The organism is Rhizobium sp. LjRoot254 (assembly GCF_964254105.1).
In the GTDB taxonomy this organism is placed as follows: domain Bacteria; phylum Pseudomonadota; class Alphaproteobacteria; order Rhizobiales; family Rhizobiaceae; genus Rhizobium_E.
Genome location: NZ_CAXUSM020000001.1, coordinates 924,758 through 951,006 on the forward strand (window position 1 = coordinate 924,758; position 26,249 = coordinate 951,006).

24 protein-coding genes are annotated in these 26,249 nt (G+C 61.1%); 10 read left to right on the top strand and 14 right to left on the bottom strand.

The window, feature by feature from the left end; all coding sequences use genetic code 11:
* The first annotated feature begins 29 nt into the window (after nucleotides 1–29).
* The 9 genes from ACSQ26_RS04645 (at nucleotide 30) to ACSQ26_RS04685 (ending at nucleotide 8,197) form a co-directional block, all read left to right on the top strand.
* Nucleotides 30–1,937: a multicopper oxidase domain-containing protein gene (locus ACSQ26_RS04645; protein WP_436006740.1), complete on the top strand. Its 1,908-nt coding sequence runs from the start codon at nucleotides 30–32 to the stop codon at nucleotides 1,935–1,937.
* A 132-nt stretch (nucleotides 1,938–2,069) separates the two neighbouring features.
* Nucleotides 2,070–2,447, top strand: coding sequence for a hypothetical protein (locus ACSQ26_RS04650; RefSeq protein WP_436006742.1), 378 nt, complete (start codon nucleotides 2,070–2,072; stop codon nucleotides 2,445–2,447).
* Between the two features lie 79 nt (nucleotides 2,448–2,526).
* The gene (locus tag ACSQ26_RS04655) at nucleotides 2,527–2,757 is read left to right on the top strand and encodes a hypothetical protein (RefSeq protein WP_436006744.1); all 231 of its coding nucleotides are present in this window, start codon (nucleotides 2,527–2,529) and stop codon (nucleotides 2,755–2,757) included.
* Nucleotides 2,754–4,205, top strand: a complete 1,452-nt coding sequence (locus tag ACSQ26_RS04660; protein WP_436006746.1) for a TolC family protein — start codon at nucleotides 2,754–2,756, stop codon at nucleotides 4,203–4,205. Before ACSQ26_RS04655 ends, ACSQ26_RS04660 begins: the two co-directional genes overlap by 4 nt.
* Before the next feature lie 15 nt (nucleotides 4,206–4,220).
* Nucleotides 4,221–5,588 (top strand): multicopper oxidase family protein, encoded by a 1,368-nt coding sequence (locus ACSQ26_RS04665; protein ID WP_436006748.1) that lies wholly within the window; start codon nucleotides 4,221–4,223, stop codon nucleotides 5,586–5,588.
* Between the two features lie 11 nt (nucleotides 5,589–5,599).
* The gene (locus ACSQ26_RS04670; protein WP_436006750.1) at nucleotides 5,600–6,082 is read left to right on the top strand and encodes a cupredoxin domain-containing protein; all 483 of its coding nucleotides are present in this window, start codon (nucleotides 5,600–5,602) and stop codon (nucleotides 6,080–6,082) included.
* A 22-nt stretch (nucleotides 6,083–6,104) separates the two neighbouring features.
* Nucleotides 6,105–6,389, top strand: coding sequence for a copper-binding protein (locus ACSQ26_RS04675; protein WP_436006752.1), 285 nt, complete (start codon nucleotides 6,105–6,107; stop codon nucleotides 6,387–6,389).
* A gap of 205 nt (nucleotides 6,390–6,594) precedes the next feature.
* Nucleotides 6,595–6,912 carry a hypothetical protein gene (locus ACSQ26_RS04680; protein WP_436006754.1) on the top strand — a complete coding sequence of 106 codons (318 nt, stop codon included), beginning with the start codon at nucleotides 6,595–6,597 and terminating at the stop codon, nucleotides 6,910–6,912.
* A 13-nt stretch (nucleotides 6,913–6,925) separates the two neighbouring features.
* Nucleotides 6,926–8,197, top strand: a complete 1,272-nt coding sequence (locus ACSQ26_RS04685; protein ID WP_436006756.1) for an adenylate/guanylate cyclase domain-containing protein — start codon at nucleotides 6,926–6,928, stop codon at nucleotides 8,195–8,197.
* 27 nt (nucleotides 8,198–8,224) lie between these two features.
* Here ACSQ26_RS04685 and ACSQ26_RS04690 read toward each other — a convergent pair whose 3' ends face one another.
* The 7 genes from ACSQ26_RS04690 to ACSQ26_RS04720 form a co-directional block, all read right to left on the bottom strand.
* Nucleotides 8,225–8,590, bottom strand: coding sequence for a hypothetical protein (locus ACSQ26_RS04690; RefSeq protein ID WP_436006758.1), 366 nt, complete (start codon nucleotides 8,588–8,590; stop codon nucleotides 8,225–8,227).
* A gap of 633 nt (nucleotides 8,591–9,223) precedes the next feature.
* Nucleotides 9,224–10,015, bottom strand: a complete 792-nt coding sequence (locus ACSQ26_RS04695) for a formyl transferase (RefSeq protein ID WP_436006759.1) — start codon at nucleotides 10,013–10,015, stop codon at nucleotides 9,224–9,226.
* A 116-nt stretch (nucleotides 10,016–10,131) separates the two neighbouring features.
* On the bottom strand, nucleotides 10,132–10,593 hold the full coding sequence (locus tag ACSQ26_RS04700; protein ID WP_436006761.1) for a DUF411 domain-containing protein: 462 nt from the start codon (nucleotides 10,591–10,593) through the stop codon (nucleotides 10,132–10,134).
* A 2-nt stretch (nucleotides 10,594–10,595) separates the two neighbouring features.
* Nucleotides 10,596–13,769 (bottom strand): efflux RND transporter permease subunit, encoded by a 3,174-nt coding sequence (locus ACSQ26_RS04705; protein ID WP_436006763.1) that lies wholly within the window; start codon nucleotides 13,767–13,769, stop codon nucleotides 10,596–10,598.
* Nucleotides 13,766–15,175 carry an efflux RND transporter periplasmic adaptor subunit gene (locus ACSQ26_RS04710; protein WP_436006765.1) on the bottom strand — a complete coding sequence of 470 codons (1,410 nt, stop codon included), beginning with the start codon at nucleotides 15,173–15,175 and terminating at the stop codon, nucleotides 13,766–13,768. The genes ACSQ26_RS04705 and ACSQ26_RS04710 overlap by 4 nt, the downstream gene beginning before the upstream one ends.
* A gap of 4 nt (nucleotides 15,176–15,179) precedes the next feature.
* A complete protein-coding gene (locus ACSQ26_RS04715) occupies nucleotides 15,180–15,581 on the bottom strand; it encodes a FixH family protein (protein WP_436006767.1) in 402 nt (133 codons plus the stop codon).
* Between the two features lie 102 nt (nucleotides 15,582–15,683).
* On the bottom strand, nucleotides 15,684–16,058 hold the full coding sequence (locus ACSQ26_RS04720; RefSeq protein ID WP_436006769.1) for a hypothetical protein: 375 nt from the start codon (nucleotides 16,056–16,058) through the stop codon (nucleotides 15,684–15,686).
* A gap of 271 nt (nucleotides 16,059–16,329) precedes the next feature.
* Between ACSQ26_RS04720 and ACSQ26_RS04725 the strand changes: the two genes are divergently transcribed.
* Complete coding sequence (locus ACSQ26_RS04725) at nucleotides 16,330–17,364, top strand: IS110 family transposase (protein WP_436006771.1); 1,035 nt, start codon at nucleotides 16,330–16,332, stop codon at nucleotides 17,362–17,364.
* Between the two features lie 451 nt (nucleotides 17,365–17,815).
* On the opposite strand, the gene ACSQ26_RS04730 is transcribed toward ACSQ26_RS04725, so the two are convergent.
* The 7 genes from ACSQ26_RS04730 to ACSQ26_RS04760 all read right to left on the bottom strand — a co-directional run bounded on the left by ACSQ26_RS04730 (nucleotide 17,816) and on the right by ACSQ26_RS04760 (nucleotide 26,248).
* Nucleotides 17,816–18,568: a hypothetical protein gene (locus ACSQ26_RS04730; protein WP_436006773.1), complete on the bottom strand. Its 753-nt coding sequence runs from the start codon at nucleotides 18,566–18,568 to the stop codon at nucleotides 17,816–17,818.
* 324 nt (nucleotides 18,569–18,892) lie between these two features.
* Entirely contained in the window at nucleotides 18,893–19,513 is a 621-nt protein-coding gene (locus ACSQ26_RS04735) for a tyrosine-type recombinase/integrase (protein WP_436006775.1), read from the bottom strand.
* Between the two features lie 145 nt (nucleotides 19,514–19,658).
* Nucleotides 19,659–20,768 carry a mandelate racemase/muconate lactonizing enzyme family protein gene (locus tag ACSQ26_RS04740; RefSeq protein ID WP_436006777.1) on the bottom strand — a complete coding sequence of 370 codons (1,110 nt, stop codon included), beginning with the start codon at nucleotides 20,766–20,768 and terminating at the stop codon, nucleotides 19,659–19,661.
* Nucleotides 20,769–20,830: 62 nt separating this feature from the next.
* The gene (locus tag ACSQ26_RS04745; protein ID WP_436006779.1) at nucleotides 20,831–22,381 is read right to left on the bottom strand and encodes a trimethylamine methyltransferase family protein; all 1,551 of its coding nucleotides are present in this window, start codon (nucleotides 22,379–22,381) and stop codon (nucleotides 20,831–20,833) included.
* A gap of 116 nt (nucleotides 22,382–22,497) precedes the next feature.
* Nucleotides 22,498–23,844 carry an NAD(P)/FAD-dependent oxidoreductase gene (locus ACSQ26_RS04750; protein ID WP_436006781.1) on the bottom strand — a complete coding sequence of 449 codons (1,347 nt, stop codon included), beginning with the start codon at nucleotides 23,842–23,844 and terminating at the stop codon, nucleotides 22,498–22,500.
* A complete protein-coding gene (locus ACSQ26_RS04755) occupies nucleotides 23,841–25,340 on the bottom strand; it encodes an aldehyde dehydrogenase (protein WP_436006783.1) in 1,500 nt (499 codons plus the stop codon). Before ACSQ26_RS04755 ends, ACSQ26_RS04750 begins: the two co-directional genes overlap by 4 nt.
* A 2-nt stretch (nucleotides 25,341–25,342) precedes the next feature.
* Entirely contained in the window at nucleotides 25,343–26,248 is a 906-nt protein-coding gene (locus ACSQ26_RS04760; RefSeq protein ID WP_436006785.1) for a dihydrodipicolinate synthase family protein, read from the bottom strand.
* Between the last annotated feature and the right edge of the window lies 1 nt (nucleotide 26,249).

The following is a 26,249-nucleotide window of genomic DNA, read 5'->3' on the forward strand; positions in this document are numbered from 1 at the left end:
GCGAATCGCCCTGACGCGGAGGAGCCGAGATGTTCATTCAACCGATCGACTACCTGCTTGCCGCATGGTTCGTCCTCGCCGCCCTAAGCACGGTCTATGTCGCCGTCGACCAGTACCGGAACAATCCCGAGCCGGCGGTGATGAAGTGGGGCTTCATCCTGGTGACGCTCTACCTCGGTCCGGTCGGCCTGCTGCTTTACGTGCTGGCCGACAAGGAGCCGCGCCCAGACACCCATGAGGAGTTTATCAAACCACTCTCGAAGCAGGGCATCGGCAGCACGATCCACTGCGTCGCGGGCGACGCGACGGGCATCATCATCGCCGCCGTGATCACGGCGGTGCTTGGCTTGCCGATGTGGCTCGACATCATCGTCGAGTATGTCACGGGTTTCGCCGTGGGGCTCTTCATCTTCCAGGCGCTGTTCATGCGGAATATGATGGGTGGCACGTACTGGGAGAACGTCCGCTCGTCCTTCATGCCGGAGTTCATCAGCATGAACGCCATGATGGCGGGCATGATCCCGGTGATGTCGCTCTTGATGATGGGCCGCGACATGCGGGCGATGTGGCCGGGCGAAATGCTGTTCTGGGCCGTGATGGCGCTCGGTATCGGCACAGGCTTCGTGCTCGCCTATCCTTTCAACGTCTGGCTGGTCGCCAAGGGCATGAAGCACGGTCTCATGACTGAACGGGACGAAGAAAAGTCGTCCGGATACGATACGCATGCCCATCACGGCATGCAGGCCTCCCAAGGTCACGAGGGGCACGGCCACGGCGCATCGCAAGCGAAACATGACCACGCCTCGATGGCGGCGAAGCTCGGTCCGGCACGCGCGCCGACGAGGACGCAGGTCGCCTCGATGGCGGGGTTCACCACGGTTCTGCTTCTTGCCGGCTTCGCCTATCCGTTTACGCAGGTGAACATGGGACTGAGCGCCCATGAGGTCGGCTGCAAGATCATGGCCCCCGGAATGATCATGGGTTTCGACACGCCCGGCGACGCGATGCGCGACATGGCCGCCGTCGATCCGCGCGACGTCGCGTTTCAGGCTCCGGCGGACGCAAAGGGCGGTCAGGTTCTCGCGCCACGGGTCGAGAACGGCGTGAAGGTGTTCGACCTAACTGCCTCGGTCATCCGATGGCCGATCCTCGCCGGGCAGACGGTCGAGGCCTATGCCTTCAACAACCAGGTCCCGGGTCCCACGCTGCGTGTCACCGAGGGCGACCGCGTCCGCATCAATGTCACCAACAACCTGCCGGAAAGCACCACCGTGCATTGGCACGGCCTGATCCTGCCGAACGAAATGGACGGCCCGGCCCACATCACGCAGGAGCCGATCGAGCCGGGCCAGACCTTCATCTACGAATACACGGTCGGCCAGCATGGGACCTATTTCTATCACACCCACGACCATGTCGATCGCCAGCAGGCGCTAGGTCTCTACGGTGCCCTCATCATCGATCCCAAGGACCCCACGACCGAGGTCAGTGCCGACCTCGAATACTCGATCCAGCTCCAGGAGTGGCTCAAGCGGCAATGGCTGACCTTCCCGGCCATGCCGATGGAAGGGGCCATGCCGAACTACTTCACCATCAACGGCAAATCCTACCCGGCGACCGAGACGATTCCCATGAAGGTCGGTCAAACCATCAAGGTGCGCTTCATCGGTTCGCACACGATGGCCATCCACCCGATGCACATCCATGGTGGCCCGTTCGAAGTGGTGGCTGTCGACGGCGAGACGCTGCAGCCCTCGGCGCGGTACAAAGCGGACACGGTCAACGTCGGCCCCGGCCAGCGCTATGACGTGGTCTGGAAGGCGGAGAGGCCGGGCAAGTGGCTCGTTCACTGCCACATCCCTCACCATACGACGAACAACAACGTCGAGGAGAAGGGCGGCGGCGGCCTGATGCTCGTGATCGACGTCAGGGCATGAGCAGGCTGGGCAGCGTATTAACCGTGGATGGAAACAGACGCTTCGGGCCGGCCGCCAACATTCGGTCTCAATTGACAGGCTAACTCGGTGTGCTATCCAGAGGAAATGGGAAACGTGGTTCGAATCGCATTCTTGAAAATGCTGGTTCTTTTGCGGCTGGCGATCGTGGCATCGCTGGCGCTTTATACGTTGCCCAATGCCACCTTCGCGATGCACGGTGAAGAGGTGCAGGCCGTCGCAATGACGATGGATGTGGCTCAAGCCGAACATGCCTCGATGGATGCATCTGCCGATCACCATGATCACGGGGTTTCCGAGGATTTCGCGAAGAAAGATCAGAAGCAGGACCAGCAGAATTGCTGCACCGACTTCTGCATCAGCCTCGCCATCATGGCCGACGCGCCCGAGTTCAGCCTGCCGAGTCGTGCCACCGTCCGCCACTTCCTGAACGACGGCTTCGTCTTCGGCCAACTGCAATCCCTGCACCGTCCCCCCAGTATCCGCGCATGAACGAACGCCGCTGTGCGGCTCGCCGGGCGTAATTCGTCTTCCGAATTCGCCCTGTTCAGACCCATGCTCGGATTCCACAATGAGACACCTGTTGTCGGTGGCCATCCTGCCGTTGATCCTCGGCGGATGCGCGTCCACCTATCCATCGAAGGTCACGGCCTCCAGAGACCCTTCGGACCCAAGCGCCGAAGTCTTCTCCACGCACCACCATAACCCGATCGCGGGCTACCAGCACCGCGACCCCGTCGATCCCAGGCCGTGGCGCAAGCTGAATGACGACGCCGCTTCCGAAGGGAGCGACGCATCATGAAGGGACTTGCGATATCAGGGGCACTCGGCGCAGCACTTCTTCTGGCCGGCTGCGCGTCGAACGAATTCACCGCCACGGATGCCGGGTTCTCTTCGGCCCAGGGTAAGAGCGCGGTCTTGTCCAAGGAAACCGTGTGGATACAGAGCCGGGCCGAGGCCGAACGCGTGGAGGCGCGCGTCAAGACGCTGCTCGCTCAGTCCAAGGCGGTGGACGCGGAAACAGCGGTGCAAATCGCGCTGCTCAACAACAAGGGGCTTCAGGCCGCCTACGCCGACCTCGGCGACGCCGGAACCGACGTCTGGCAGTCGACGCTCCTCGTCAACCCGACCATGGCGGTCGGCCTGACGGGCATCGGCACGCCCGGCCTCGAAGCCTATCGAGCGATCGAAGGCACGCTCGCGGTCAACGTTCTGGCTCTCGCCACCCGCGAGAAGACGATCAAGGTGGCCAAGGTTCGCTTCGAGCAGGCGCAGCTAAACGCCGCACTCAAGACGCTGGAACTGGCCGCCAATACGAGGCGGGCCTGGGTCAACGCGGTCGCCGCCCGCGAAGGCGTGGTCCAGCTTGGTCAAGCGCAGATCGCCGCCGACGCGGCGTCGCAGTTAGCATTTGAGTTGGGCAAAGCGGGTTCAATGACCAAGGGCTCGCAGGCACGCGAGCACGCCTTCAACGCCGAACTCGCTGGCCAGGCGGCGCAGGCGCGGTTGGCGGAAAGGCTCGCCAAGGAGGAACTCACACGGTTGATGGGTCTTTGGGGTGACGATGTCGCCTACAAGCTCCCGAACCGCCTGCCTTCGCTCCCCAAAAAGCTGATCGCCAACGAGATCGTTGAGGCCCAGGCGCTTGCCCACCGTGTCGATCTTCAGGTCGCGAAGCTCGAACTCGAGGCGAACGCCAAATCCTACGGTTTGACGGAAGCGACGCGCTTCGTGACCGATCTCGAAATCATTTCCGGGTTCGAAACCGAACGTGAGAAAGAAGATGGCAAGGTCAAGAAGGATACCGGCTACTCCAAGGAGTTGGAATTCGTCATTCCGATCTTCGACAGCGGCAAGGCGCGGATGCGCAAGGCGGAACTCGCCTATATGCGGGCGGCCAACCAGCTCGCCGAGAAGGCGGTCAACGTCCGCTCGGAATCACGATCGGCCTATGAGGCCTATCGATCGAGCTACGACATCGCCCGCCACTACCGCAACAGTCTTGTGCCGCTGAGGAACACGATCGAGCAGCAGTCGCTGCTCACCTACAACGGCATGATCACCAACACGTTCGAGCTTCTGACGGACAGCCGCGAGAAAGTGAACGCCCAACAGCTCTCCATCAACGCCGAGCGCGACTTCTGGCTCGCGGCGGCGAACCTGACGGCGGCCGTCTATGGCGGCGGCGCGGGTTCCGCCCCTGCCGAGGCCACGTCGTCCGCACCTTCGAACGAAGGCGGCGGGCACTGAGAAAGGAACCTAACAATGTTTAGCAGAAGACAAATCCTGGGCGCGGGCGCGGCACTGGTTTCCAGTTCCGCCTGGGCTGCCACGACCAATATGGGCCTTCCGGAAGCTGCCATCATGGACAAGGCCTCCACACAAGGTCCGCTACACCCGAAATCGGGGCCCGACTATCAACCCATCGTGACGCTCAATGGCTGGACGCTGCCCTTCCGTATGAACAACGGCGTCAAGGAGTTCCACCTCGTCGCCGAGCCTGTTCAGCGTGAGATGGCGGAGGGCATGACGGCGAACCTCTGGGGCTATAACGGCCAGTCCCCCGGCCCAACCATAGAGGCAGTCGAAGGCGACCGGGTTCGCATCTTCGTCACCAACAAGCTGCCGGAGCACACCACCGTCCACTGGCATGGCATGCTCGTGCCGTCGGGCATGGACGGGGTGGGCGGCGTTAGCCAGCCGCATATCCCGGTCGGTAAGACCTTCGTCTACGAGTTCGATCTCGTGAAGTCGGGCACCTTCATGTACCACCCGCATTCCGACGAGATGGTGCAGATGGCGATGGGCATGATGGGCCTTTTCATCATCCATCCCAAGGACCCGAAGTTCATGCCGGTGGACCGGGACTTCGCCTTCCTGCTCAGCGCTTTCGATATCGATCCCGGCACCTATGTGCCGAGGGTGATGGAGATGACGGACTTCAATCTCTGGACCTGGAACAGCCGGGTGTTTCCGGGCATCGATCCACTCGTGGTTTCGAAGAACGACAAGGTCCGGGTCCGCGTCGGCAACCTCACCATGACCAACCATCCGATCCACATGCACGGCTACGACTTCGAGGTCACCTGCACGGATGGCGGCTGGGTTCGGCCCGAGGCTCGCTGGCCGGAAGTCTCCATCGACATCCCGGTCGGCGCGATGCGGGCTTACGAGTTCGATGCCAAGTATCTCGGCGACTGGGCGATCCACTGCCACAAGTCGCATCATACGATGAACGCGATGGGCCACGACGTGCCGACCTTCATTGGCGTCGACAAATCCAAGGTCGCCGAGAAGATCAGGAAGCTCCAGCCCGAATACATGCCGATGGGTACCAAGGGCATGGCCGACATGGGCGAGATGGAGATGGAAATCCCCGAGAACACCGTTCCGATGATGACCGGCTGGGGACCGCACGGCCCCATCGAGATGGGCGGCATGTTCTCGGTCGTGAAGGTCCGGGAGGGAATCTCCGCGGACGATTACAGCGATCCGGGCTGGTACGAGAACCCGCCCGGAACGCAGGCCTGGGAATGGACGGGCTCGCTTCCCGACCATTCCAAGGCGACAGACGCCAAGACCCAGGTGACTCCCAAGGACACCGTCAAGCAATCTCACGAAAACCATCAGTGAAAGGAAACACGATGAAGAAGTATCTCATGGCAATGGCGCTCGCCGCTCTCGCAACGACGGCTCTGGCCTCCGGCACCCACGAAGGCGGTCACGACAAGGTGTCGCTGGCCGGGGAGCCGGGCAAGAAGTCCAAGGTCACCCAGACCATCCAGGTCACGATGAAGGAAACGGAAGACGGCAAGATGCTCTACATGCCCGCTTCCGTCCAGGTGAAGGAGGGCCAGACCGTCCGCTTCGCGATCCGAAACGGCGGCGAGACCGACCACGAGTTTGTCCTCGATACCCAGGACGAGATCATGGAGCACAAGAAGGTCATGGAGAAGTTCCCCGAGATGGAGCACGACGACCCGAATTCGGTGCGCCTCGCGCCTGGCAAGACGGGCGAGATCATCTGGAAGTTCACGAAATCCGGAACACTCACCTTCGCCTGCCTGATCCCCGGCCATTACGAAGCCGGCATGCGCGGCGACGTCAGCGTCACTGCCAAGAAATAACCCCGAAGCAAGGAGCATTGAAATGCGCAAGATTATCAAAATGGCGGTCGCCACCACCCTCATGCTGGCCCTGGCCGGAACCTCGTTCGCGGCCGAGTTCACCAAAGGCAAGATCAAGAAGCTCGATGAGAAGGCCGGGAAGGTCACCATCATCCACGAGGAACTCAAGAACCTTGAAATGCCAGCTATGACCATGGTGTTCCGCATCGGCAAGGGCGTCGACGCGGCCAAGCTCAAGGAAGGCGCGGACATCGAGTTCGTCGCCGACCGCGTCAAGGGCAAGATCACCGTCACCGAAGTCAAGTAACTTACATCAGAGCGTCAGAAGCTTCCCGGGTTCCAGTCGAACCGGGAGGAGGAGAGCGCGGGGCCGTGTGAGCGGCGGCTTTGGGAGAAGCCGACCAACTGGCGGCGAAATCCGTTGGCCCCCCTGCGCGCTTGTTGCCCGGAAGACATCATATCTTCCGGGCATCCTCAGCTGGCACTGATCGCATTAAGAAAGGAACCTCATCATGAACAAGACTGTCATAACCGTTGTAAGCATGGCCATTGCCATGGTCGCTACGCCCCTACTAGCCAACGATCTTTCGGGCAATGGAGCGTACCATCCCCCGGAAGGGTTCAAAATACGCTACATCTCGAGCCTCAAGTTCGGCGAGCGCTCAGAGATCGTGAGGAGGGCCAGCGACGAATACCTTCGGCAATTGCATGTCCAGATCGCCGCCGACTCCACAGTCGTCGATGAGTTGCGATCCCATCACGTCTCCATCAAGAGCGTCATCGGTTCCAGGAGCACGATGTCCGGCACCACGGTCTATTACGTGAAGTGACGGGAGGCGTGCGGTGACGGATATCGCTGATGAGGCAGGGCAACGGCCGGCTGGAGGGCTACGGGTCGAACTGCTCCGCTTCGTCGCGCTCGCGATCCTGATCGGCAACCTCGTGCTCGGGGCGGATCACGGCGCGTCCATTCAGACCGCCGTGATCGTCGCCTATCTCGCCGTCAGCGCGGCTTCCGCGCTGACGGTCCTGTTCGGAGTGGCCTCTCGCTGGATGCGAACCGGGTTCGTCGCGCTCGACGCGTTGGCGGTCGCCCTCGTGCTTTATGCGCAGTTGCTCCAGGCCCCCGTCGATCACACCCATAACCTCACCACGACAGGGCTCGTGGTGGCGTTCATTCTGCTCAACCATGTTGGCCTTTCCTCGGATCGCAAACTCGTTCTCGTCTTCTCGTCGATCGTGATCGTGTCGTGGATCGGATTTTTGGCGGCGATGGCGATCCGCCATGAAGGTACGGAACCCCGTGCCGTGATCGGAGCCTTTCTCAATCGCGACCTCGGACTCGCGGCCAGCTTCGCGTTCACGGCGTTCGCCGTCTATGTGGTCGCTCGTGACCACGGACATACACGTGAACATGCGCAGACGTCGGCGCGCCGACGCAACAACCTGGCCCGGTTCCTCTCTCCGCACGTCGTTTCCCAGATAGAGGACGCCAGTCCGGCACTGCGGATGGAACGGCGGCGCGCGGCGATCATGTTCGTTGACCTCCGCGGGTTCACGTCATTCGCCGAGTCCGCGACGTCCAAGGAACTCACATACGTGCTTTCCCGCTATAGGGCGATCACCTCCGCCATCATCACGCGGCACGGGGGAACCGTGGACAAGTTCATCGGCGACGGCGTGATGGCAGTATTCGGGCATGTCGCTCCAGGTCCCGATGACGCTGAGAAGGCGCTAGCCTGCGCGCTCGATCTTGTCGACGCATTGGCGGGCTGGAAGCGGACCAGCGACGCGAAGGGGCTCCCCGCGCTCAAGGCCGGGATCGGCCTGCACGTCGGAACGGTCATGGGCGGAATCCTGGACGCCGGCGGCCACAGCGAATTCACGGTGGTCGGCGACGCCGTCAACGTCGCCCAAAGACTTCAAACCGTGGCCAAGACTTTTGAGGCGTCTCTCGTGGTTTCCTCCGACGTCTTTACAAGATTGTCGTCGACGCCGCCGGACGTTCCTTGGAAACATGTAGCCCGCGTCGAAATTCCCGGTCGCTCGCTTTCTCTCGACGTAGCCTATCTCCCCCAGGCGGTCGATAATCAACGCATCGTGGCCGCGGAGTGAAGGATGAACGCCTGTTGCCGCCCAAAATCAAGATATTGGAGCGTGGCAGACCGTATTCCAGAGGGCGGTCTTCCAGTCGGAAGGATCGAGCATGTCGATGGCGTACTCGCGCCCCGCCACCATCACGAGCGCGGGCTCGTGGCACCGCACTGCGGCAGGGTGCGCGGACGGGTCGACATATTGATCGCTCCCGGCGGGCCTTACGCTTCCGACCCCGATCATGACATCGTAATCGAAGCCTGCCTGCGCGGCGGCGATCGTACGCTCGAGAAACAAGGCGACGGTCTGGTCGTCGGAGAGTCGCGCGGAGTAAAATGCAGGCGGCTGGCAGTGCGCGGCCGTTACTCCACCGAGTGTCAGCGCCGTAACCGTCAGGAGCTTGATCGTGATCATCGAAGCCTCCCTTGTATGGTGGTAAATCATACCAGAACTCGAACGCCTTTGAAACCAAATCACGCCGTGGGAGGTGCATGTCGCACCTTCCGGCATTCTTGGAAGATGGACTACGCAGGAGGAGGTTCTCGTGGCCTCGAAAGATGACATGGAAGGTCGCCGGAATACCAATCCGGAGAGAGTGGGTCTCCGTATGGCCAAAACGAGCATGGCGCGCCTGCAAATGCGAACGAACGCAATTCACAAGGCGGCCTCAAATCACAAGATCAAAACTGCGTCCCGGAAAACGTCGTGGTCGATAGAAACGCTTTGATCCAATGGAGGTCGCAATGTTACTACGGAAACATGTCTGCGCAGGGCTCGCTATGGTGGTGATAACGTCCTGTTCCTCACGTGATACCAAGGCAACTTATGCGTCTTCGCCTCCAACTTGCACTGAAAAGCTCGATGACCGGACTGGGGATGCAGATCACGTTTTGACGAAAGTCGGACGCACTGTATTTTGGCTTGAGATTAAGCTGCTGGAGCAAAACAAAAAGACTTCTCCTCGATGTAGCATCCCTCAGTAACAAGACGCTTTCGGTTCAGCGCGGGTCTGAGGCACAAGGGTGTGCGCCCCCGGTTTCGTTCTGACTACCAGACGCCCTTGGTGATTCCGACCCAAAGGTACTTCCAGATTTCCGGATGATAGCGTTGAACGGATGGGCTGATAGTTTCGATCGGCTCGGCGCTGCCTTCGAGTGCAGCCTGGATACTCATGACGCACATCGTCCGCGACATCGCGGCCTGTCGGAGAGGATAGGTCCAGATCGTGTCTCCTTTGCCGGGCGTGCTGCGAATCTGTGCGATAACCGCTCCTGTGTCCACGCCAACATCAACAAAGTGGACAGTTGTCCCGAAATTGGCGACGTCTCCATTGGCAAGCGCCCAATAACCGCCGTTCATGCCGCGGTATTGCGGCGTTATCCCCGCGTGGCAGTTGAGTATGGGAACCCGGACACGTGCCAAAATGTCCGGCTTAACGATCCTGCATCCACAAAGGAAAACAACCTCCGGCCCCAGAGCATCGATCTTTTCGATGAAATCGGGGGAGTTGACGGATTCGACGTTATGTATCCGGTGCTGCGCGCCGATCTCGACCTGGAGGCCCTCTTCGCGAATGATCTGCCGGACCGATCGTCGCGAAAGCCGCTTCATCTGGACAATGAGCTTTATCGTCAGGTATTGTCCTGCCAAGTTCGTCCATCCGACGTTCCTGGCCCGGCGCTTGAGGAAAGACCACGCTGGTTCCGGACGTTCCATGACCACATCGATCGCACCGAATGCCGCTCCCAAGGCATTGATCATGATCGCAGGCGCTTGTCCTCCGGCCGTGACGACGCATACGCGCCTTGGGCCTCCGACTTGCGAGATGTCTGCCGTCATCTACGATGGTCTCCTCATTGCATGGCGAAGTCGTGTGCGGATGTTTCATGACGATGGGGCTCAATGTGGCCCGCAGATCGACCGCAAAGTCAATGTTTCGTCAACGAAGCCTTTTATTATGGTGATGCCTTGGGCCTGATCTCGAGGAATACAGCGGTCTTGCCATCCTTGCCGACTGCGATCACATCGTATGACGCCGACGGGTCGTCGCCCATGCCGAGCGATCCGGCGGGCATGCCGGGCACGACCAGTCCGGCGAGGTCGTTCCTGTTTTCCAGCATGCGGGCGGCCTCGATCGGCACATGGCCTTCGAGGAACTGGCCGCGGTAGACGGCCGTGTGGCAGCCCTGGATATCGAGCGGCACGCCGAGCTTCTGCTTGAGGGAAATGAGGTCGCGCTCATCGATGATCTCGACCCGATACCCCGCATGTCTGTACGCGTCTGCCCAGAGCGAGCAGCAGCCGCAATCGGGGTCCTTGTAGACCGCTAAGACATGGGCGTCGGCTGCCGCGAATGCGGAAGTGGCGGGAAGCGCGGCGGTGGCGGCCAATGCCGCGATGAACTCTCTACGCTTCATGTTCATGCTCCTTTCAGTGCTTGCACCGAAACGATTTCCGGCGCGGTTGGTTGATGGTTTCCGATTTTCCCGAGGCCGTGGCCTTTGACGAGACCGTAGACGGCAGGGATGACGATCAGGGTGAGCAGGGTCGACGAGACCATGCCGCCGATCATCGGCACGGCGATCCTCTGCATGATCTCCGATCCCGCGCCCGTGCTCCAGAGGATGGGAAGGAGACCCGCCATGATGGCGACGACGGTCATCATCTTTGGCCGCACGCGCTCGACCGCGCCGACCATGATCGCGCGGTTCAGATCGGCTCGACCGAACTGGCGATCCTCGCGCTCGCAGGTCTCCCTCTGCGCCCGGAGCGCCTGGTCGAGATAGATCAGCATGATCACGCCCGTCTCGGCCGCCACCCCCGCCAACGCAATGAAGCCGACGGCGACCGCGACCGAGGCGTTGAACCCGAGCCACCACATCAGCCAGATGCCGCCGACCAGCGCGAAGGGCAATGACAGCATCACAATCAGCGTCTCCGTCAGCCTGCCGAAGTTGAGGTAGAGCAACAGGAAGATGAGCGCGAGCGTCAGCGGCACGACCATCGCCAGCCGCGCCTTGGCCCGCTCGAGATATTCGAACTGGCCGCTCCAGGCGACGGAGTAGCCCGGCGGCATAGACACCCGCTCAGCGACGGCCCGCTGCGCATCGGCAACGTAGCCGCCGAGATCGCGGCCGGCGATGTCGACGAAGACGTAAACCGCCAGCTGTCCGTTCTCGGTCCGGATCGACGTAGCGCCGCGGGTGAGGTCGATCCTGGCGACCTCGCCGAGCGGAACCGTGCCGCCTCCGGGGAGCGAGACGTGGACATTCTCGGCAATCGAACTCGGGTCGCTGCGGTAGGCGCGTGGATAGCGGACAGCAACGCTGTACCGTTGACGCCCTTCGACCGTAGAGGTGATACTCTCGGAGCCCAACGCCATCGCGATGACGTCCTGGACGGAGTCGAGGCTCAGGCCGTATCTGGCAAGCGCGACACGGTCGGGCACGATGTCGAGGTAGTATCCGCCGATGACGCGCTCGGCATAGGCCGACGAGGTGCCCGGCACCGACGTGAGGGTCGTCTCGATCTCGCGGGCGATCTTTTCCATCTCCTTGAGATCAGTACCGAACACCTTGACTCCGACAGGAGTGCGGATACCCGTCGAGAGCATGTCGATGCGTGCCCGGATCGGCATGGTCCAGGCATTGGATACGCCGGGGAACTGGAGCGCCGCGTCCATCTCCTGCTTGAGGCTGTCGGCGGTGACGCCGGGCCGCCACTGTTCCTTCGGCTTGAGGGTGATGATGGTTTCGAACATCTCGGTCGGCGCAGGATCGGTCGCCGTCAGCGCGCGGCCGGCCTTGCCGAAGACGGTCTCAACTTCGGGGAACGACTTGATGATGCGGTCCTGCATCTGCAGAAGCTCGGCCGCCTTGGTGACGGACAGGCCGGGCAGCGTCGTTGGCATGTACATCAGCGTGCCCTCGTTCAGGGCCGGCATGAACTCGCTGCCGATCTGACGCGCGGGCCAGGCGGTGGCGGCAAGGATGACTAGCGCCAGAAGGATTGTGAGCGTCTTGGCCTTGAGCACCCCGGAGATGATCGGATGGTAGAGCCAGATGAGGATGCGGTTCACAGGGTTCCGATGTTCGGGGACGATCCGGCCACGGACGAAGATCACCATCAGCGCTGGGACGAGCGTCACCGAAAGCAGCGCGGCGGCGGCCATTGCGAAGGTCTTCGTGAAGGCGAGTGGCCCGAACAGCCGCCCCTCCTGGGATTCCAGCGTGAAGATGGGCAGGAACGACACGGTGATGATGAGCAGGCTGAAGAAGAGGGCCGGGCCGACCTCGGAGGCCGCTTCCACCAGCACCTCGGTCCTCGGCTTGTCGGGCGGCGCGCGTTCGAGATGTTTGTGGGCGTTCTCGATCATGACGATCGCCGCGTCGATCATCGCGCCGATGGCGATGGCGATGCCGCCGAGGCTCATGATGTTGGAGCCGAGGCCGAGCAGCCGCATCGCCATGAAGGCGATCAGGATGCCGACAGGCAACATGATGACCGCGACGAGCGCGCTGCGGACATGCAACAGGAAGACCACCGTGACCAGCGCGACGACGATCGACTCCTCGACGAGCGTCGACTTGAGGGTTTCGATCGCGGCTTCGATGAGCCGAGAGCGGTCATAGACCGGGACGATCTTCGCGTCGCCGGGCAGGCTCTTTTCGGCGATCACGAGATTCTTCTTGGCATTCTCGATGACCGTCAGCGCGTTTTCTCCGAAGCGCTGGAGTACGATGCCGCCCGCCACCTCGCCGTCGCCGTTCAGTTCGGCGATGCCCCGGCGTTCGTCGCCGACGACCTCCACCTTAGCCACGTCCGACAGCCGGAGCGGAACGCCGTCCTGGCTCCTGAGGCCGATGCTCTCGATGTCCTCGACGCCCTTGAGGTAGCCTCGGCCACGCACCATGAACTCGAATTCCGAGAGTTCGACGGTGCGGCCGCCGACGTCGCGGTTGCTCGAACGGACCGCGTCGGCGATGTCCGTGAGCGAGACGCCTTGCGCCTTGAGGCGGACTGGATCGACGACGACGGAATACTGCTTCACGAAACCGCCCACGCTCGCGACTTCGGCGACGCCCTCCGTCTTCGAGACGGCGAAGCGCACGACCCAATCCTGGAGCGATCTGAGCTCCGCGAGCGACAGCTCCTTGGCGACGACGGCGTATTGGTAGACCCAGCCGACGCCCGTCGCGTCCGGCCCGAGTGTCGGCGTCACGCCCTGCGGCAGCCTGCTCGCCGCCGCGTTGAGATATTCGAGCACCCGGCTGCGCGCCCAGTAGGGATCGGTTCCGTCCTCGAATATCACGTAGACGAAGGAGACGCCGAAGAAGGAGAACCCCCGGACGACTTTGGAGTTGGGCACTGTCAACATCGACGTGGTCAGGGGGTAGGTGACCTGGTCTTCGACGACCTGCGGGGCCTGGCCGGGATAGTTCGTGAAAACGATCACCTGGACGTCGGAAAGGTCGGGAATCGCGTCGAGGGGGAGGCTTCGAAGGGAATAGAGCCCGGCGGCGACGGCCAGCGCCGCGGCGACGATGACGAGGAGCAGGTTGCGCGCCGACCAGGAGATGAGGTTGGCGATCATGGCTTGGCCTCCTCAGCCGTCATGGCGTTGATGGCCGATGTCAGGTTGCTCTCAGCGTCGAGGAGGAAGTTGGCGGCGACCACGACGCGGTCTCCCGCCTTCACGCCCTCCGCGATCTCCACGCGGCCGTCGCCGCGCAGACCCGTCTTCACGTTCCTCGGTTCGAACCGCCCGTCGCCAAGGTCGAGGAACACCACCTGCCGCTCGCCCGTGTCGATGACGGCTGTGTCTGGCACCGTGACGACGGGCTGGGCCTTGCCGCCTTCGATGGCGACGTCGGCGAACATGTTGGCGAGCAGCGCGCCGTCCTTGTTGTCGAGTTCGACGCGCACCTTGGCGGTCCTGGTCTCCGTTCGGATTTCCGGGTAGACCACCGCCACCGTTCCGGCGAACGTCCTGCCCGGCAGGCTGCGGACAGTGACGGTCGCCTTTGCGCCGTTGGCGATGGCGTCGAGCTGGCTCTCCGGCACCTCCGCCAGGACCCAGATTCTGGAGGTGTCGGCGATCCGGAACAGTGTCTGGCCCGTCTCGGCCATCATGCCCGGCATCGCGAGCCTCTCGAGGACCACGCCGGAGACGGGCGCGTCGAAGTCGAGCCTGTCCGGTACCTTCCGGCTGCGCCGGATGCCTTCGATCACGTCGTCGGAGAGGCCGAAGTTGCGGAGCTTGAGAGCGCCGCCCTTGGCCGATGTCTCTTGCTGCGTGACCAGCTCGGCGGCCGCCGCGGCGATGTCCTTCGAGAAGAACTGGAAGAGCGGCTGGCCCTCCAGGACCCTGTCGCCTGTGGTCACGTTCGCGACCGACTCCACGAAGGCGTCGGTGCGCATCGCGACCATGCGGACGCGGCGCTCGTCGAGGGTCACAGTTCCTGGAACGCGCAGCCGGCGGACGATCGAAGAGAGAGTGGCATTGACTGATCGGACACCCGTCCGTTGCAACTTGCCCGGCGACACCCTCACGGTGCCGCTGTCGTCGACCTCGCCTTCGAACACCGGGATGTAGTCCATCCCCATGGAATCCTTCTTGGGCATGGGCGACGTGTCGGGTAGGCCCATCGGGTTCCGGTAATAGAGGACCTTACGGTCGCCGAGAGAGGCACCGGCGACGGCCTTTTGCTTGGGCTTGCCGAGGTCTTCGAAGCCGATGTCCTCGCTTGCGCGGACAGGCGCGAAGTCGCGCCCGTCCGCGGTCTTCTTGGGCGTTCCCGAATACTCAGGTTTGCGGTCCGGGTGTCTGTAGTAGACGATCGGACCCGTGCCCTCCGGCTTCTCCGCCGCCTCCGACCATTCGGAGGGCAGCCACGAGGCGACGACAGCAGAGTCGAATGGCAGTTCGCCTGAACCCGCGATGTATCCTCCGCCGCTCGCGGCGGCGAGCGAGAGGATGATCAACAGCGTCCTGATCATCGGATCACTCGGTCGCCTTGAGGATGATCTCGCCCTTGGCCGTCTCTTCCTCGCCCTGGATTTTGGCGGCTATCAGAAAGCGCCAGCCCCCCGCCATGTTGAGATTGAGCTTGAACCTGTAGACGCCGGGTTCCGAGGACGGCAACGGGTCGAGGGTCGACCTCATCATCTCCATCCCGTCTGGAGCCATGTCGAGGCGCGTCGAGAAGATCACCGCGTCCGGGACGGGCTTGCCCGAGCGCTTGTCGATGATCTTCACGGCAAACTCGGATTCCGGCCCGGTCGGCAGCTCGGTCTTGACGGGCTGGAACTCGTAGTCGGCGGCTCCGGCGAAGACCGGGAGGGCGGTTGCGGAGAGGAGAAGGGTGGCGAGGGCGATCCCCGCGGTCGAGGGAATGGATTTCATGGTTTCACATCTTCATGCTGGCGGACGGAGTCCGACCGTGTAGATATCGATTGCGCACCCAAGGCGGAGGCCACGGGCAGCGTTCGTTGAGATGATGTGAAATCAGGCTTTGGGAGGCCGCGCGGGCGGTTCGGCGGCAAGCGAAACGAGGCGGCCGAAATTCCGCGCGCCGTAGACATGGTCGATCCATGAGGGCGACGCAGACGTCCAATCGGCTTTCAGTAGCGCGAGCGGTGCCGAGGTGGAGCAGATGATGACAAAGGGGCAGCTCTTGTCGCAGTTGGGCTTGACGGGTTGCTCGTCCGGGCAACAAGGCATGTCGCGCGCCATTCCGGCCATCTCCTCCATTTGCAAGGAGGCCTTCACCGAAATGTCCGCCATCGCATACTCGGCCGCCACCGTACTCACGGGCGCGATCAGCAACCCGAGAAGAGCGAACAGCGACAGAAGGCGCACGAGGGTGGATAGGTGTTTCATCGACCCCATGATTGCCATGGGGCGGGGACGTTGGGAAGGGCCTCACGGAAATTTGCAAGCATTGAATCGCGGTTCGGCAAATAGGATCGCCGGGATTGCTCGCTTGACTTTAGGCCTGATTCTCGGTTCCAGGAGGCTCATCACGGCCGGTCATTGTATGACGTGGGTCGTGAAGGGATGACCGCAATTGATGCTGTGGACGGCTCCTCCGCCGGCGTCGCGATGTGCGATATTTGCGGTGTTGTTAGGAACCGCATGGGAGGAGCCATCCATGGAAGAGATTACCACGATTGGACTCGACATTGCTAAGTCGGTGTTCCAGGTGCACGCCGTTTCCGCAACCGGTGCGATCGTCGTTCGCCGACAACTGAAGCGCCGGTACGTTGTTCAGTTCTTTGCAGGACTTAAACCGTGTCTGATTGGCATCGAAGCCTGTGCGACTGCCCATCATTGGGGGCGGGAGCTGGTAAAACTCGGACACGAAGTCCGGCTGATGCCGCCACGTTATGTGAAGCCTTACGTGAAGCGCAACAAGAACGATGCGGCTGATGCCGAAGCCATATGCGAAGCCGTGACGCGACCCAACATGCGCTTTGTCCCGATCAAGACAGTGGATCAGCAGTCGATCCTGATGCTTCATCGTACTCGTATGTTGTTCATTCGCCAGCGCACAATGACGATCAATGCTGTCCGCGCCCATCTTGCCGAATTTGGCATTGTCGCGGGCATCGGGCGCAACGGGTTGCAGGCGCTTCTCAATCTCATCCGGAAGGGTGAAAGAGATGATATTCCGGCAGAGGCATGCCTATGTCTCGCAGCATTGGCTGATCAAATCGATTTGTTGAAGCAACGCATTCTGGAAATGGATCGTCGAATTTTGAAATGGCACCGTGTCAATGATCTCAGCCGCAGGCTTGAAGGAATTCCAGGCGTTGGTCCGCTGGTGGCAACAGCGTTGGCAGCCAGCATACCCGATCCGACGGCCTTTCGCTCGGGCCGCGATCTCAGTGCCTGGATCGGGTTGGTACCCAAGCAAAACTCGAGCGGTGGCAAAGAAAAGCTCGGAGGCATCAGCAAGGCCGGAAACCGATATCTTCGGCAATTATTGGTCGTCGGCGCGTTGGCGGTTATCAAGCAGGCCAAGCTATCAGGTCAAACCCGCCATCCCTGGCTTGTCGGCCTCATGGAGCGTCGCTCGGTGAAAGTCGCAGCGGTCGCGCTCGCCAACAAGATGGCGCGGGTTGCATGGGCGATGATGAGCCGTAACGAACCCTACCGAGTAATGCCGGTCGCAGCCGGAACCTGATACACGACGCATGTGTCGTGAACGTCGTTGGTAAAGAGCAGGAGACTTATAACGCACCTACGCCAGTCGGCCCAAGGAGACGGACAACCCACTATGCGCCAGGCGCTTCGAGCGCGGGCTTTTGACCGGGACCCGATCCGCGGAGAGCATTATGGCCAGCGGCCTCTCTGTGCCGCGTCGAAAGGCCGGACACATGGCAGCTCCGACCAGCAGTGTGCAAAAAGTCAAAAAACCTCTTGCCAACCCGGAGCCGTCCACACATGGCGCATCAGAGACTTGAGGTCTTGGCTCCTGCTGGCCCAATGCAGCAGCCCACGCTTATCGTCAATGGCCATCCCCAACCCCGCCGCCGTTCCCGGCTTCCTGCCGGACCTTGGGTGTCCGCGGGCGATCTGCGTAACCGGTGTTTCGTCTCCACGTCGTCTCATTTGCCGTGACCTATCATTTGATCCTATGGCTGAGGGACGATAGCACGGTGGCTGACCTGACGAGCACGCTCACCACCATCGTCGATACCCGAGGGACGAGTTTGCAAAATTCGCACATTAAATTCTGTGTTGCCGTGGCGTCGCTCGAAGCTAAGTATTCTTTCAGGACTATTCGACCAGCCGTTCACGTTGTCCGTCTCGAAGACCGACTTCAGAATGTTTGGCGCGGACTTTTCCAGATCATCGGAAGGATCGTGCCACGTTGGGGTCGCTTTCATAGAGATTAGCTTTGCGTCCTGGTCGCCAATCAAGAAATTGAAGGGTTTCCAAGTTGTTGGCTTGCTGGCGCTATCGACAATGAAACCGATAGGTCTATATGGCCAGTTCTGAGAGCAATGTTCGATTACATCTACTGGATTCTCCGGAAATTTTTCTGCGCTTCGGCAAATATCGGCGTGGATCAGGAAAACACGGTCGTCCTTCGCTCGGAAGGCCAGCGCTGTGCCGTAGCGCTGCCCGCATCCACCCGAGTTCATGACGTAAATCCATTGCCGTGACTGCGAAGACTGTCGCACAACAGACGAGGTCAGAAGTTCATCCCCGACCTGAAGTGCGGCATCCAAACGGTACTGCGCCCGGTACGTGCAGAACGGATTCAACGTGTTGGGAGGGAGATGCCAGAAGGTCAGACCGGCACCGATTACCGTGACCAATGCTAGCGCTGTGCGCGGTTTTGCCCTGATTCCGGCAATAAATGTTTCGATTGAAGAGCCCACTCGACCTCGATAGCAGTTATTCAAGCTGGTCACTGCATTGGTTTTAGTGGGACCAGTATAAAGGCTTGCTCCATGACAGTCATTTATCGAGCTTGCCGTTTGGCCGCACATTTACAATCTTGGTTAGTGCATTGATAAACTTGAGTAGGTTTCTATAAATCTTGCCTGCTTAAACTCCAGGGCAGCAGATCATCGATCTGGCTCTGCTTGTGGCCGTCGACGATAGCGGTGAGCGTACTCGTCAGACCCAAAAACGTATAGCGACATCCGATGACCGCAATTGGCGCGTTGACGACCACCGGCTTTCGTCGATGGTCGTCGCTGTCAGAGTTCGATCTGCTCCGCGATCCGCAGTGCGTCGTCGATTTCGATGCCAAGATATCGGACTGTGCTCTCCAGCTTGCTGTGGCCAAGTAGGATTTGCGCAGCGCGCAGGTTGCCCGTCTTCTTGTAGATCAAGGCGGCTTTCGTCCGGCGCATCGAATGCGTACCATAGGCGCTCGCTTCGAGGCCAATGCTGCGGACCCAACGATGAACGATGCGGGCATACTGTCGTGTGGAGAGATGGGTTGACTGAGGACGTCTGCCGGGGAACAAATAACTCCCTCCGGTTCGCTTGACCGACGGCAGCCATGCCGCGAGCGCAATTTTCGTCTGCTCCGTCACTTCAAACTGGACCGGGCGCTTCGTCTTCTTCTGAATGATCGTCGCGCGATCTCTAATAGAACTCCCAGACCACAGGTCGTCGACGCGAAGTCTCACGAGGTCACAAGCACGGAGCTTGCTATCGATGGCCAAATTGAAGAGGGCCAGCTCCCGTGTCGCGCCACTCATCTCAAGGCGCACTCGGATTGACCAGACGTTCTTGGGCTGCAGCGGTCGCTTCTGACCTACGAGAATACCCTTGTTCCACGGACGGCGGGTACGCAAGACATCGGACTCCATAACGGTTCCTCCGCCGCGCCTCCCACCACGTCGCTCCCCACGAGCGTCGGAACGATATCACAGTCGGCGGTTCGTGGCCCTAAGCGGCCATACCCACGCCACTCATGAAAAGGGCACCGGGTCAATCCTTTCGATGGCGACTGCCTCAACCGTATGAAGAAGTTGGCGGACCAAAAAGACTCTCGTCGGGAATGACGCCAAGACCGGGGCCCGTCGGCAGCTTGATATGGCCGCCTTCAATGTTGACGCCGTTCTCCGGATCGTAGTTGCCCTCGACATAGGGCTGGGCGAGCCAGACGCCTTCCAGCAGTCGAGGCTGCACGGTCGCGCCGATGTGGGTGCACGCTGCATGGATGATATCCCCACCCCAGGCGTCGTCGCAGGTATGCGGCATGGACCTCGTTTCGCAGATGTCGCGGAATGTCGCCATCGCATGGAGGCCGCCGATGCGGGTCACCTTCATTCCAAACCCGTCGCAAACGCCATCTCCAACCGCGCGCAGGACTGTGTTGAGGTCTTCGCCGTTCTCATCCAGGTAGACGGCATGATGAAGCTGGCTTCGGATCGCCTTGATCTCTTCGATCGTGTTGCACGGCTGTTCCAGGATGAAGGGGATGTCCAGGCATTCCCTGCTCAGCCGAAGCGTGTCACGCATGGTCAGAGAGCGGTTGCCGTCGACAGCAAGGCGCATGCGGGTGCCGACACGCTCCCAGACCTTGCGGGCAACGGCGATGTCTACCTCGATGGGGCGACCTCCACCCACCTTGATCTGCATGCGGGGATAGCCTTCGTTGGCGCGTTCCTCGGCGATGCGAGCGATCTCTTCAGGTTCGCCGATACCGGAGGCGTAGTAGGACGGAACGCGCTCGGTGACTGCGCCGCCGAGCAGGTCGGCAACGCGCATGCCAGTGCGCTTGCCCAACAGATCGTAGGCGGCGATGTCTATCGCGGCCTTGGCGTAGCGATGTCCGTTCAAGAGACTGTCCATGTTCCTACGGAGCTGAAGCAGATGAAGCGGACTGGTTCCGATGAGACCCTGCGCCATCTCCTGTATCGCCGCGACGGCCCCCTTCGCATGCTGCGGCTGATAGGTCGGGCCGACGGGGCAAGTCTCCCCCCAACCGAACAGTCCGTTATCGGCGACGATCTTCACCAACGTCGTGTCGAGCGCATGGACCGTGCTGCTCGCGATTCGGTACGGACCGTTCTTCACGGGCATGTTGTGGCTGTAGACGTGAATCTCTTTGATCCTCATGGAGTTTCTCAAAAAAAGAGGCCGCCCAGGAGAAGACGGCCAAGTCAGGGGAACATCGTGAATCAGTGTTCGGTGTTGAGCTCATCGACGGCCGGGATTTCCCGTTTGCGGCGCTCCATGTAGTCGCGCAGTGCCTCGTCGATGCCTTCGTCCAGTTTCGGTTCGACGTAATCGTCTAGCAGACGTTTCGCATGCTGGAGTGCGCGCTCGGTGATCTCGACGCTACCCTCGGCCTGCCATTGCTCGATAGAGTCGTTGTTGAACATCTTCGGCATGAAGAAGGCTCGCTGGAAGTTCGCCTGGGTATGGGGGTGGCCGAGATAATGTCCTCCGGGGCCGACATCGCGGACGGCCGCCATTGCCTCGTCGAAATCGTCCCAACGGACGCCTTCGGCCATGCGGTAGCCCATGGCGCACATCTCGGCGTCGACGACGAACTTGGCGATCGAGCAGTGCATGCCCGCTTCGTTCCAGCCGGCGGAATGCCAGATATAGTTCGCGCCAGCGTGCAACACGGCGTTCATGGTCATGGCGCTTTCGTATCCAGCCTGAGCGTCAAAGGTCTTTGCGCCGCCGAGCAGGTTTGATGTCCGCCAAGGAACATTGTAGTACCGCGCCATTTGGCCGATCATGAAGTTCATCAGCGAGATTTCCGGCGTGCCCGCCATCGGCGCACCTGATTTCATGGAGACCGTCGAGAGATAGTGGCCGTAGATCGCGGGGCAACCCTTGCGGATGACCTGGGTATAGGCGAGCGCCGACAGAGCTTCGGCGTTCAGCTGCGCCACCGCTGGGGCGACCGAAGCCGGGGTGTTGGCTCCCCCAAGCACAAACGGCGAGCAAAGGACGGGCTGGTTGCGGACACAGAAGGCGCGCATCGCCGACAGCATGGTCTCGTCCCACACCAGCGGCGAGTTGCCGTTACAGTTGCCAGTGACCACAGGCGTCGTTTCCATCATCTCCTTGCCGAACAGGATTTCGCACATGTCCATGACGTCTTCGGCGTTCTTGCCCGACGTCGTCATGCCCATGAAGGTCTTATCGGAATATTTCATCGACGAATAGGTGATCGCCAGGTGGCGGTGGCTCACCACCATGTCCATCGGCTCGACGATGTGATGCGCGGTCGAATGCAGCGCCGGAGACATGTGGGCCAGCTTGTGGAACGTGTTGAGGTCGGCGATCGTCGGCCAGCGGCGCTTGTCTTCCAGGTCGCGGATAAATGGAGCTCCGGTCATCGGCACAAAGATCGAGTTCTTGCCTCCGAAGGGTAGGCTCCTCTCCGGGTTTCGGGCGGCATACGTCCAGCCGGACGGTATGGTTGAGATCAGTTGCCGCACCAAGGCACGGTCCAGGTGGACACGATCGCCCCGAACGTCGGCACCAGCTTCCTTCCATTGCTGCAGGGCAATGGGGTCACGGAAAACGACGCCAACCTCTTCAAGGATGGACATAGACGCGTCGTCGATCTTCACGACGTGCTCTTCATCCATGAGCTCGGTGACGGGGAGTCTGCGGTGGAGCGCCGGGAGCATGGCGAAGTCGGGCGCGTTGCGGAGCGTGCGGCGGGCATCGCGGCCCCCGGCGCGAGTTCGGACTGCTAGTTCGCTCATCGGCTTGTCTCCAAAAAAATGAAGTAGAGTTGTGCGGCGATCCTCGAAGTCCGGCAGTCGATTTTCCGAACTGTCCACGTCGAAAAGCGACGTCAAAACAGGTCGTGAACACGCAATCACTCTTTTCGCGCCAACCACTCTTTCCAGCGGAAGTAAAGGTTCGCGCCGATCTTCGCGAAGGGCGAAGGAACGATCTTGGAAGGCTCAGCCTCGGTGAGGAAGTGCGCCGAAATCTCCGACGGCCGATTCATGACAAGGTCGGCGGCCCCGATGCCAGTTAGGGTGCTCCGCACAGTGCCCAGACCGTTGTCCACGCAGGCCGAAAAAAGGCCTGGCTCCAGCTCGCGCATCACCGCGACACCATTCCAGCTCATGCAGAGATGACCTGCCCAGCTATATTCCATGGGCACGTCGGAGATGGTGGGAAAGCGGTCGGCGAACTTGCGGCGATGGACCTTGGCAGCCCGGGCGACTCCCGCGTTCGAGGGGATCATGTCGGGAATGAAGCTGGCGCAGGTACGCGTGACGATTCGATTACCACCCTGCGCATTGTCGATCCGGCGCATGGTCGTGCCCATTGGATCGGACGGGGTGACCCCCCACCGCGGTTGCCCACCAAGCTTCGAAAGCGTCGTCTTGTCGAGCTCCACTGTCATCGACGCATAAAGGAATACGTGCATCAGCCGGCGGCGCGCAAAGCCAAAGCTTTCGAGGTGGCCATTGTTCGCCATGATGACCTTCGCGGCGGTTACCTTGCCCTTCGCCGTCGAAAGCTCCCAGGCCGATCCCGCTCTCTTGACCGCGGTGACGGGCGTGTCCTCAAGTACCCAAACACCGTCACGGCGAAGCCCAGCCCCAAGACCGCGGATATATCCGGCAGGCTGCAGCATCACTGTTCCGGGCGTATAGAGACCAGCCGTGTAGTAACGACTACCCGTAACATCGTGCATCGCTTTCGCGTCGAGCATTTCGTTAGCCTCGCCGAGCTCGGTGAGGTGTTCGGCATAACTGATGTTGAGTTTGCGGCCGGTCTCGGTCGCCGCGCCATTGATCTTCCCAGCGGGATCGAAATAGGCCGGGTTGATGGCGTAGTCGTCGACCGCGTCTTTTGCGAAGGAGATGGCCGAGCGATTCAGTTGGGTCATCGCCCTGTCGGCGGCGACACCTTTCCCGGCGTAGTCGTCGGATTGCAAGTCATGCGGCAGGTCGATCATGAAGCCGGAATTGCGTCCGGAAGCGCCTTCCGCCAAACCGCTCGCTTCAAGCACGGCGACGCGGATCGTAGGATCGAGCTGGCGCAAGCGCCGCGCGGCCGAGAGGCCTGCAAATCCACCGCCGACAATGGCGACATCAACGGTGATGTCGCCTTCAATGGAGGCAGACCCTGCCTGGCGCGAAAGGATCGCGTTCCAGGCAGCTGGTCCTCTTTGGATCGGCAGCCTCTCGGCCTTGTGAATTGTCACGCGACTGCCTCGTCTGCATCGTCGGTGAGATCGAGCCAGATCGTCTTGATCTGGGTGTACTGGTCGTGGGCGTGGATACCGTTGTCGCGGCCGCCGAAGCCCGAGGACTTGTAGCCGCCGAAGGGCGTCGAGATATCGCCTTCACCGAACGAGTTGACTGTGACCGTCCCCGCCCGGATGGCGCGCGCGCCGCGGATCGCCCGCTTGGCGTTGGCCGTGTAGATCGAAGCCGCCAAACCGTACTCGGTGGCATTGGCGAGTGCGATGGCTTCCTCGAAGCTCTCGACCGTTAGGACGACGAGAACCGGGCCAAAGACCTCCTCGCGCACGATCTTGGCGTCACGGTCGGCGACATCGATGATCGTCGGCTCAACGAAGCCGTTTTTGGCTTTGCCGCCAAGCAGGACCTTCTGGCCCTTTTCGAGATAGGAAGACACCTTCTCAAAATGCGCTTTGGAAACGAGCGCGCCGACGCGGTTGACCGGATCGAGGGGATCACCCATCGGCCACTCGCGGGCATGGGCCACGATACGCTTGATCAACGCGTCCTTGATGCCGCGCTGGACGATAAGGCGTGACGACGCGGAGCAGTTCTCGCCCATGTTCCAGAAGGCACCGTTGACGATATGGGCCGCGACACGATCGAGGTTCTCGGCGTCGTTAAGGACGACGGCCGGGTTCTTGCCGCCCATCTCAAGGGTGATTTCCTTGAGATTGGAGTCGGCCGAATATTTCGGGAAGCGACGACCCGTGTCGGTCGAGCCCGTGAAGGACACCATATCGACGTCCATGTGCAGACCAAGCGGCTCACCGACATCAGCCCCACCGCCGGGGAGGACGTTGAACACGCCAGCGGGCACTCCGGCTTCCATGGCGAGTTCAGCGACACGCAGAGCCGTCAGCGTGGTTTCCTTGGCCGGCTTGACGATGACGGAGTTCCCCGCAGCCAGAGCGGGGCCGATCTTCCAGGCGAGCATCAGGAGCGGGAAATTCCACGGCAACACGAGGCCGACGACGCCGACCGGTTCCCGGACGATCACGGCGATGTGGTTGTCGGAGGCCGGGGAAACCTGGTCGTAGATTTTGTCTATCAGTTCCGCATGCCACTTGATGCAGTGAACGGTTTCCGGGACATCGACGTTTTCGCAGTCATAGATGGTCTTGCCGCTGTCAAGGCTTTCGAGCACGGCCAGCTCGCGCGCGTTGCGCTTGATGAGCTTGGCGAGGCGAAGCAAGACCTCCTTGCGTTCGCCTGGATGCAGACGCGACCAGCGACCGTCCTCGAAGGCGTCACGCGCTTTCTCGACGGCGAAATTGACGTCTTCCGCTCCGCACGCGGCGACCTTCGCGAGCACTTTTCCGGTGGCGGGATTGGTCGTTTCGAATGTCTTTCCCGACATGGCTGGACGGAAACTGCCGTCGATGAACGCCTGGGTGGGGAATTCGAGCTTGGCGGCAATGGCCTTGTACTCGTCGTGGGTCAGTAGAGTGGCCATTGTCATGCCTCCGCTTCAATTTCGGCGATCGTGCGTTTGAGGACACGCACCACCTGCTCAAGCTGGCGCATGTCGTCCTTATTCAGGGCCTTCAAAGGAGGCCGCGGAGGCCCAGCGTAGAGGCCTCCCATTTCGCACCCGTACTTGATGCATTGGATGAATTTGCCGCCCTGTTCGAGGACTCGCATCAAAGGCATCAACGCCGACATGATCCGTCGGCCCTTGGTGAAGTTGCCCTCTACGGCGCAGGCCTTGTAGAGCGCGATGTGCTCCTTGGGTAGGAAGTTGGAACCGCCGCAGACCCAGCTGCGCGCGCCCCAGGCAAAGAATTCCAGTGCCTGGTCGTCCATGCCGCACGACATCTGGATGTGGGGGTAGTCGCGGGCTAGCAGGTGGACGCGGTTGATGTCGCCCGAGCTCTCCTTGATGGCGCAGAAGTTCCGGCTGCGGCCGACACGGTCGAGAAACTCCTCGCCCATGTTGATGCCCATGCGGCCGGGATAATTGTAGAGCATGATCGGCAGGTCTGCGGCGCGGTCGATCGCCAGCGCGTTCAGCGCATTCTCACGTTCCGTCGGAACGGAATATGGCGGCGATCCAACAAGAATGGCCGATGCGCCGATTTTCGCGGCCGTCTCTGCCATGGCGACGGAGTCGGGCAGCCGGATGGCCCCTGTACCAATGATGAGGGAAACACGATCACCGATGATCTCCTTGGCGAGCGTCGCGAGCTCGACTCTTTCCTCCATGGACTGGGCATAATACTCGCCTGTCGATCCGCCATTGATGATGCCTTGGACGCCGGACGCAATCAGGTATTCGACCATCTTTGCAAAAGCATCGCGATCAATAGAGCCGTCATCCCGGTAGGGCGTGATGACAGGCGTATATATGCCCTCGAACTTCATT

What these genes read in the sequence shown, in the direction of transcription:
- ACSQ26_RS04700 (WP_436006761.1), bottom strand. Translation starts at nt 10,593, where the DNA reads ATGAAGCGTAGAGAGTTCATCGCGGCATTGGCCGCCACCGCCGCGCTT.
- ACSQ26_RS04665 (WP_436006748.1), top strand. Translation starts at nt 4,221, where the DNA reads ATGTTTAGCAGAAGACAAATCCTGGGCGCGGGCGCGGCACTGGTTTCC.
- ACSQ26_RS04690 (WP_436006758.1), bottom strand. Translation starts at nt 8,590, where the DNA reads ATGATCACGATCAAGCTCCTGACGGTTACGGCGCTGACACTCGGTGGA.
- ACSQ26_RS04745 (WP_436006779.1), bottom strand. Translation starts at nt 22,381, where the DNA reads ATGAGCGAACTAGCAGTCCGAACTCGCGCCGGGGGCCGCGATGCCCGC.
- ACSQ26_RS04755 (WP_436006783.1), bottom strand. Translation starts at nt 25,340, where the DNA reads ATGGCCACTCTACTGACCCACGACGAGTACAAGGCCATTGCCGCCAAG.
- ACSQ26_RS04660 (WP_436006746.1), top strand. Translation starts at nt 2,754, where the DNA reads ATGAAGGGACTTGCGATATCAGGGGCACTCGGCGCAGCACTTCTTCTG.
- ACSQ26_RS04645 (WP_436006740.1), top strand. Translation starts at nt 30, where the DNA reads ATGTTCATTCAACCGATCGACTACCTGCTTGCCGCATGGTTCGTCCTC.
- ACSQ26_RS04680 (WP_436006754.1), top strand. Translation starts at nt 6,595, where the DNA reads ATGAACAAGACTGTCATAACCGTTGTAAGCATGGCCATTGCCATGGTC.
- ACSQ26_RS04655 (WP_436006744.1), top strand. Translation starts at nt 2,527, where the DNA reads ATGAGACACCTGTTGTCGGTGGCCATCCTGCCGTTGATCCTCGGCGGA.
- ACSQ26_RS04695 (WP_436006759.1), bottom strand. Translation starts at nt 10,015, where the DNA reads ATGACGGCAGACATCTCGCAAGTCGGAGGCCCAAGGCGCGTATGCGTC.
- ACSQ26_RS04670 (WP_436006750.1), top strand. Translation starts at nt 5,600, where the DNA reads ATGAAGAAGTATCTCATGGCAATGGCGCTCGCCGCTCTCGCAACGACG.
- ACSQ26_RS04760 (WP_436006785.1), bottom strand. Translation starts at nt 26,248, where the DNA reads ATGAAGTTCGAGGGCATATATACGCCTGTCATCACGCCCTACCGGGAT.
- ACSQ26_RS04720 (WP_436006769.1), bottom strand. Translation starts at nt 16,058, where the DNA reads ATGAAACACCTATCCACCCTCGTGCGCCTTCTGTCGCTGTTCGCTCTT.
- ACSQ26_RS04715 (WP_436006767.1), bottom strand. Translation starts at nt 15,581, where the DNA reads ATGAAATCCATTCCCTCGACCGCGGGGATCGCCCTCGCCACCCTTCTC.
- ACSQ26_RS04705 (WP_436006763.1), bottom strand. Translation starts at nt 13,769, where the DNA reads ATGATCGCCAACCTCATCTCCTGGTCGGCGCGCAACCTGCTCCTCGTC.
- ACSQ26_RS04725 (WP_436006771.1), top strand. Translation starts at nt 16,330, where the DNA reads ATGGAAGAGATTACCACGATTGGACTCGACATTGCTAAGTCGGTGTTC.
- ACSQ26_RS04710 (WP_436006765.1), bottom strand. Translation starts at nt 15,175, where the DNA reads ATGATCAGGACGCTGTTGATCATCCTCTCGCTCGCCGCCGCGAGCGGC.
- ACSQ26_RS04675 (WP_436006752.1), top strand. Translation starts at nt 6,105, where the DNA reads ATGCGCAAGATTATCAAAATGGCGGTCGCCACCACCCTCATGCTGGCC.
- ACSQ26_RS04740 (WP_436006777.1), bottom strand. Translation starts at nt 20,768, where the DNA reads ATGAGGATCAAAGAGATTCACGTCTACAGCCACAACATGCCCGTGAAG.
- ACSQ26_RS04735 (WP_436006775.1), bottom strand. Translation starts at nt 19,513, where the DNA reads ATGGAGTCCGATGTCTTGCGTACCCGCCGTCCGTGGAACAAGGGTATT.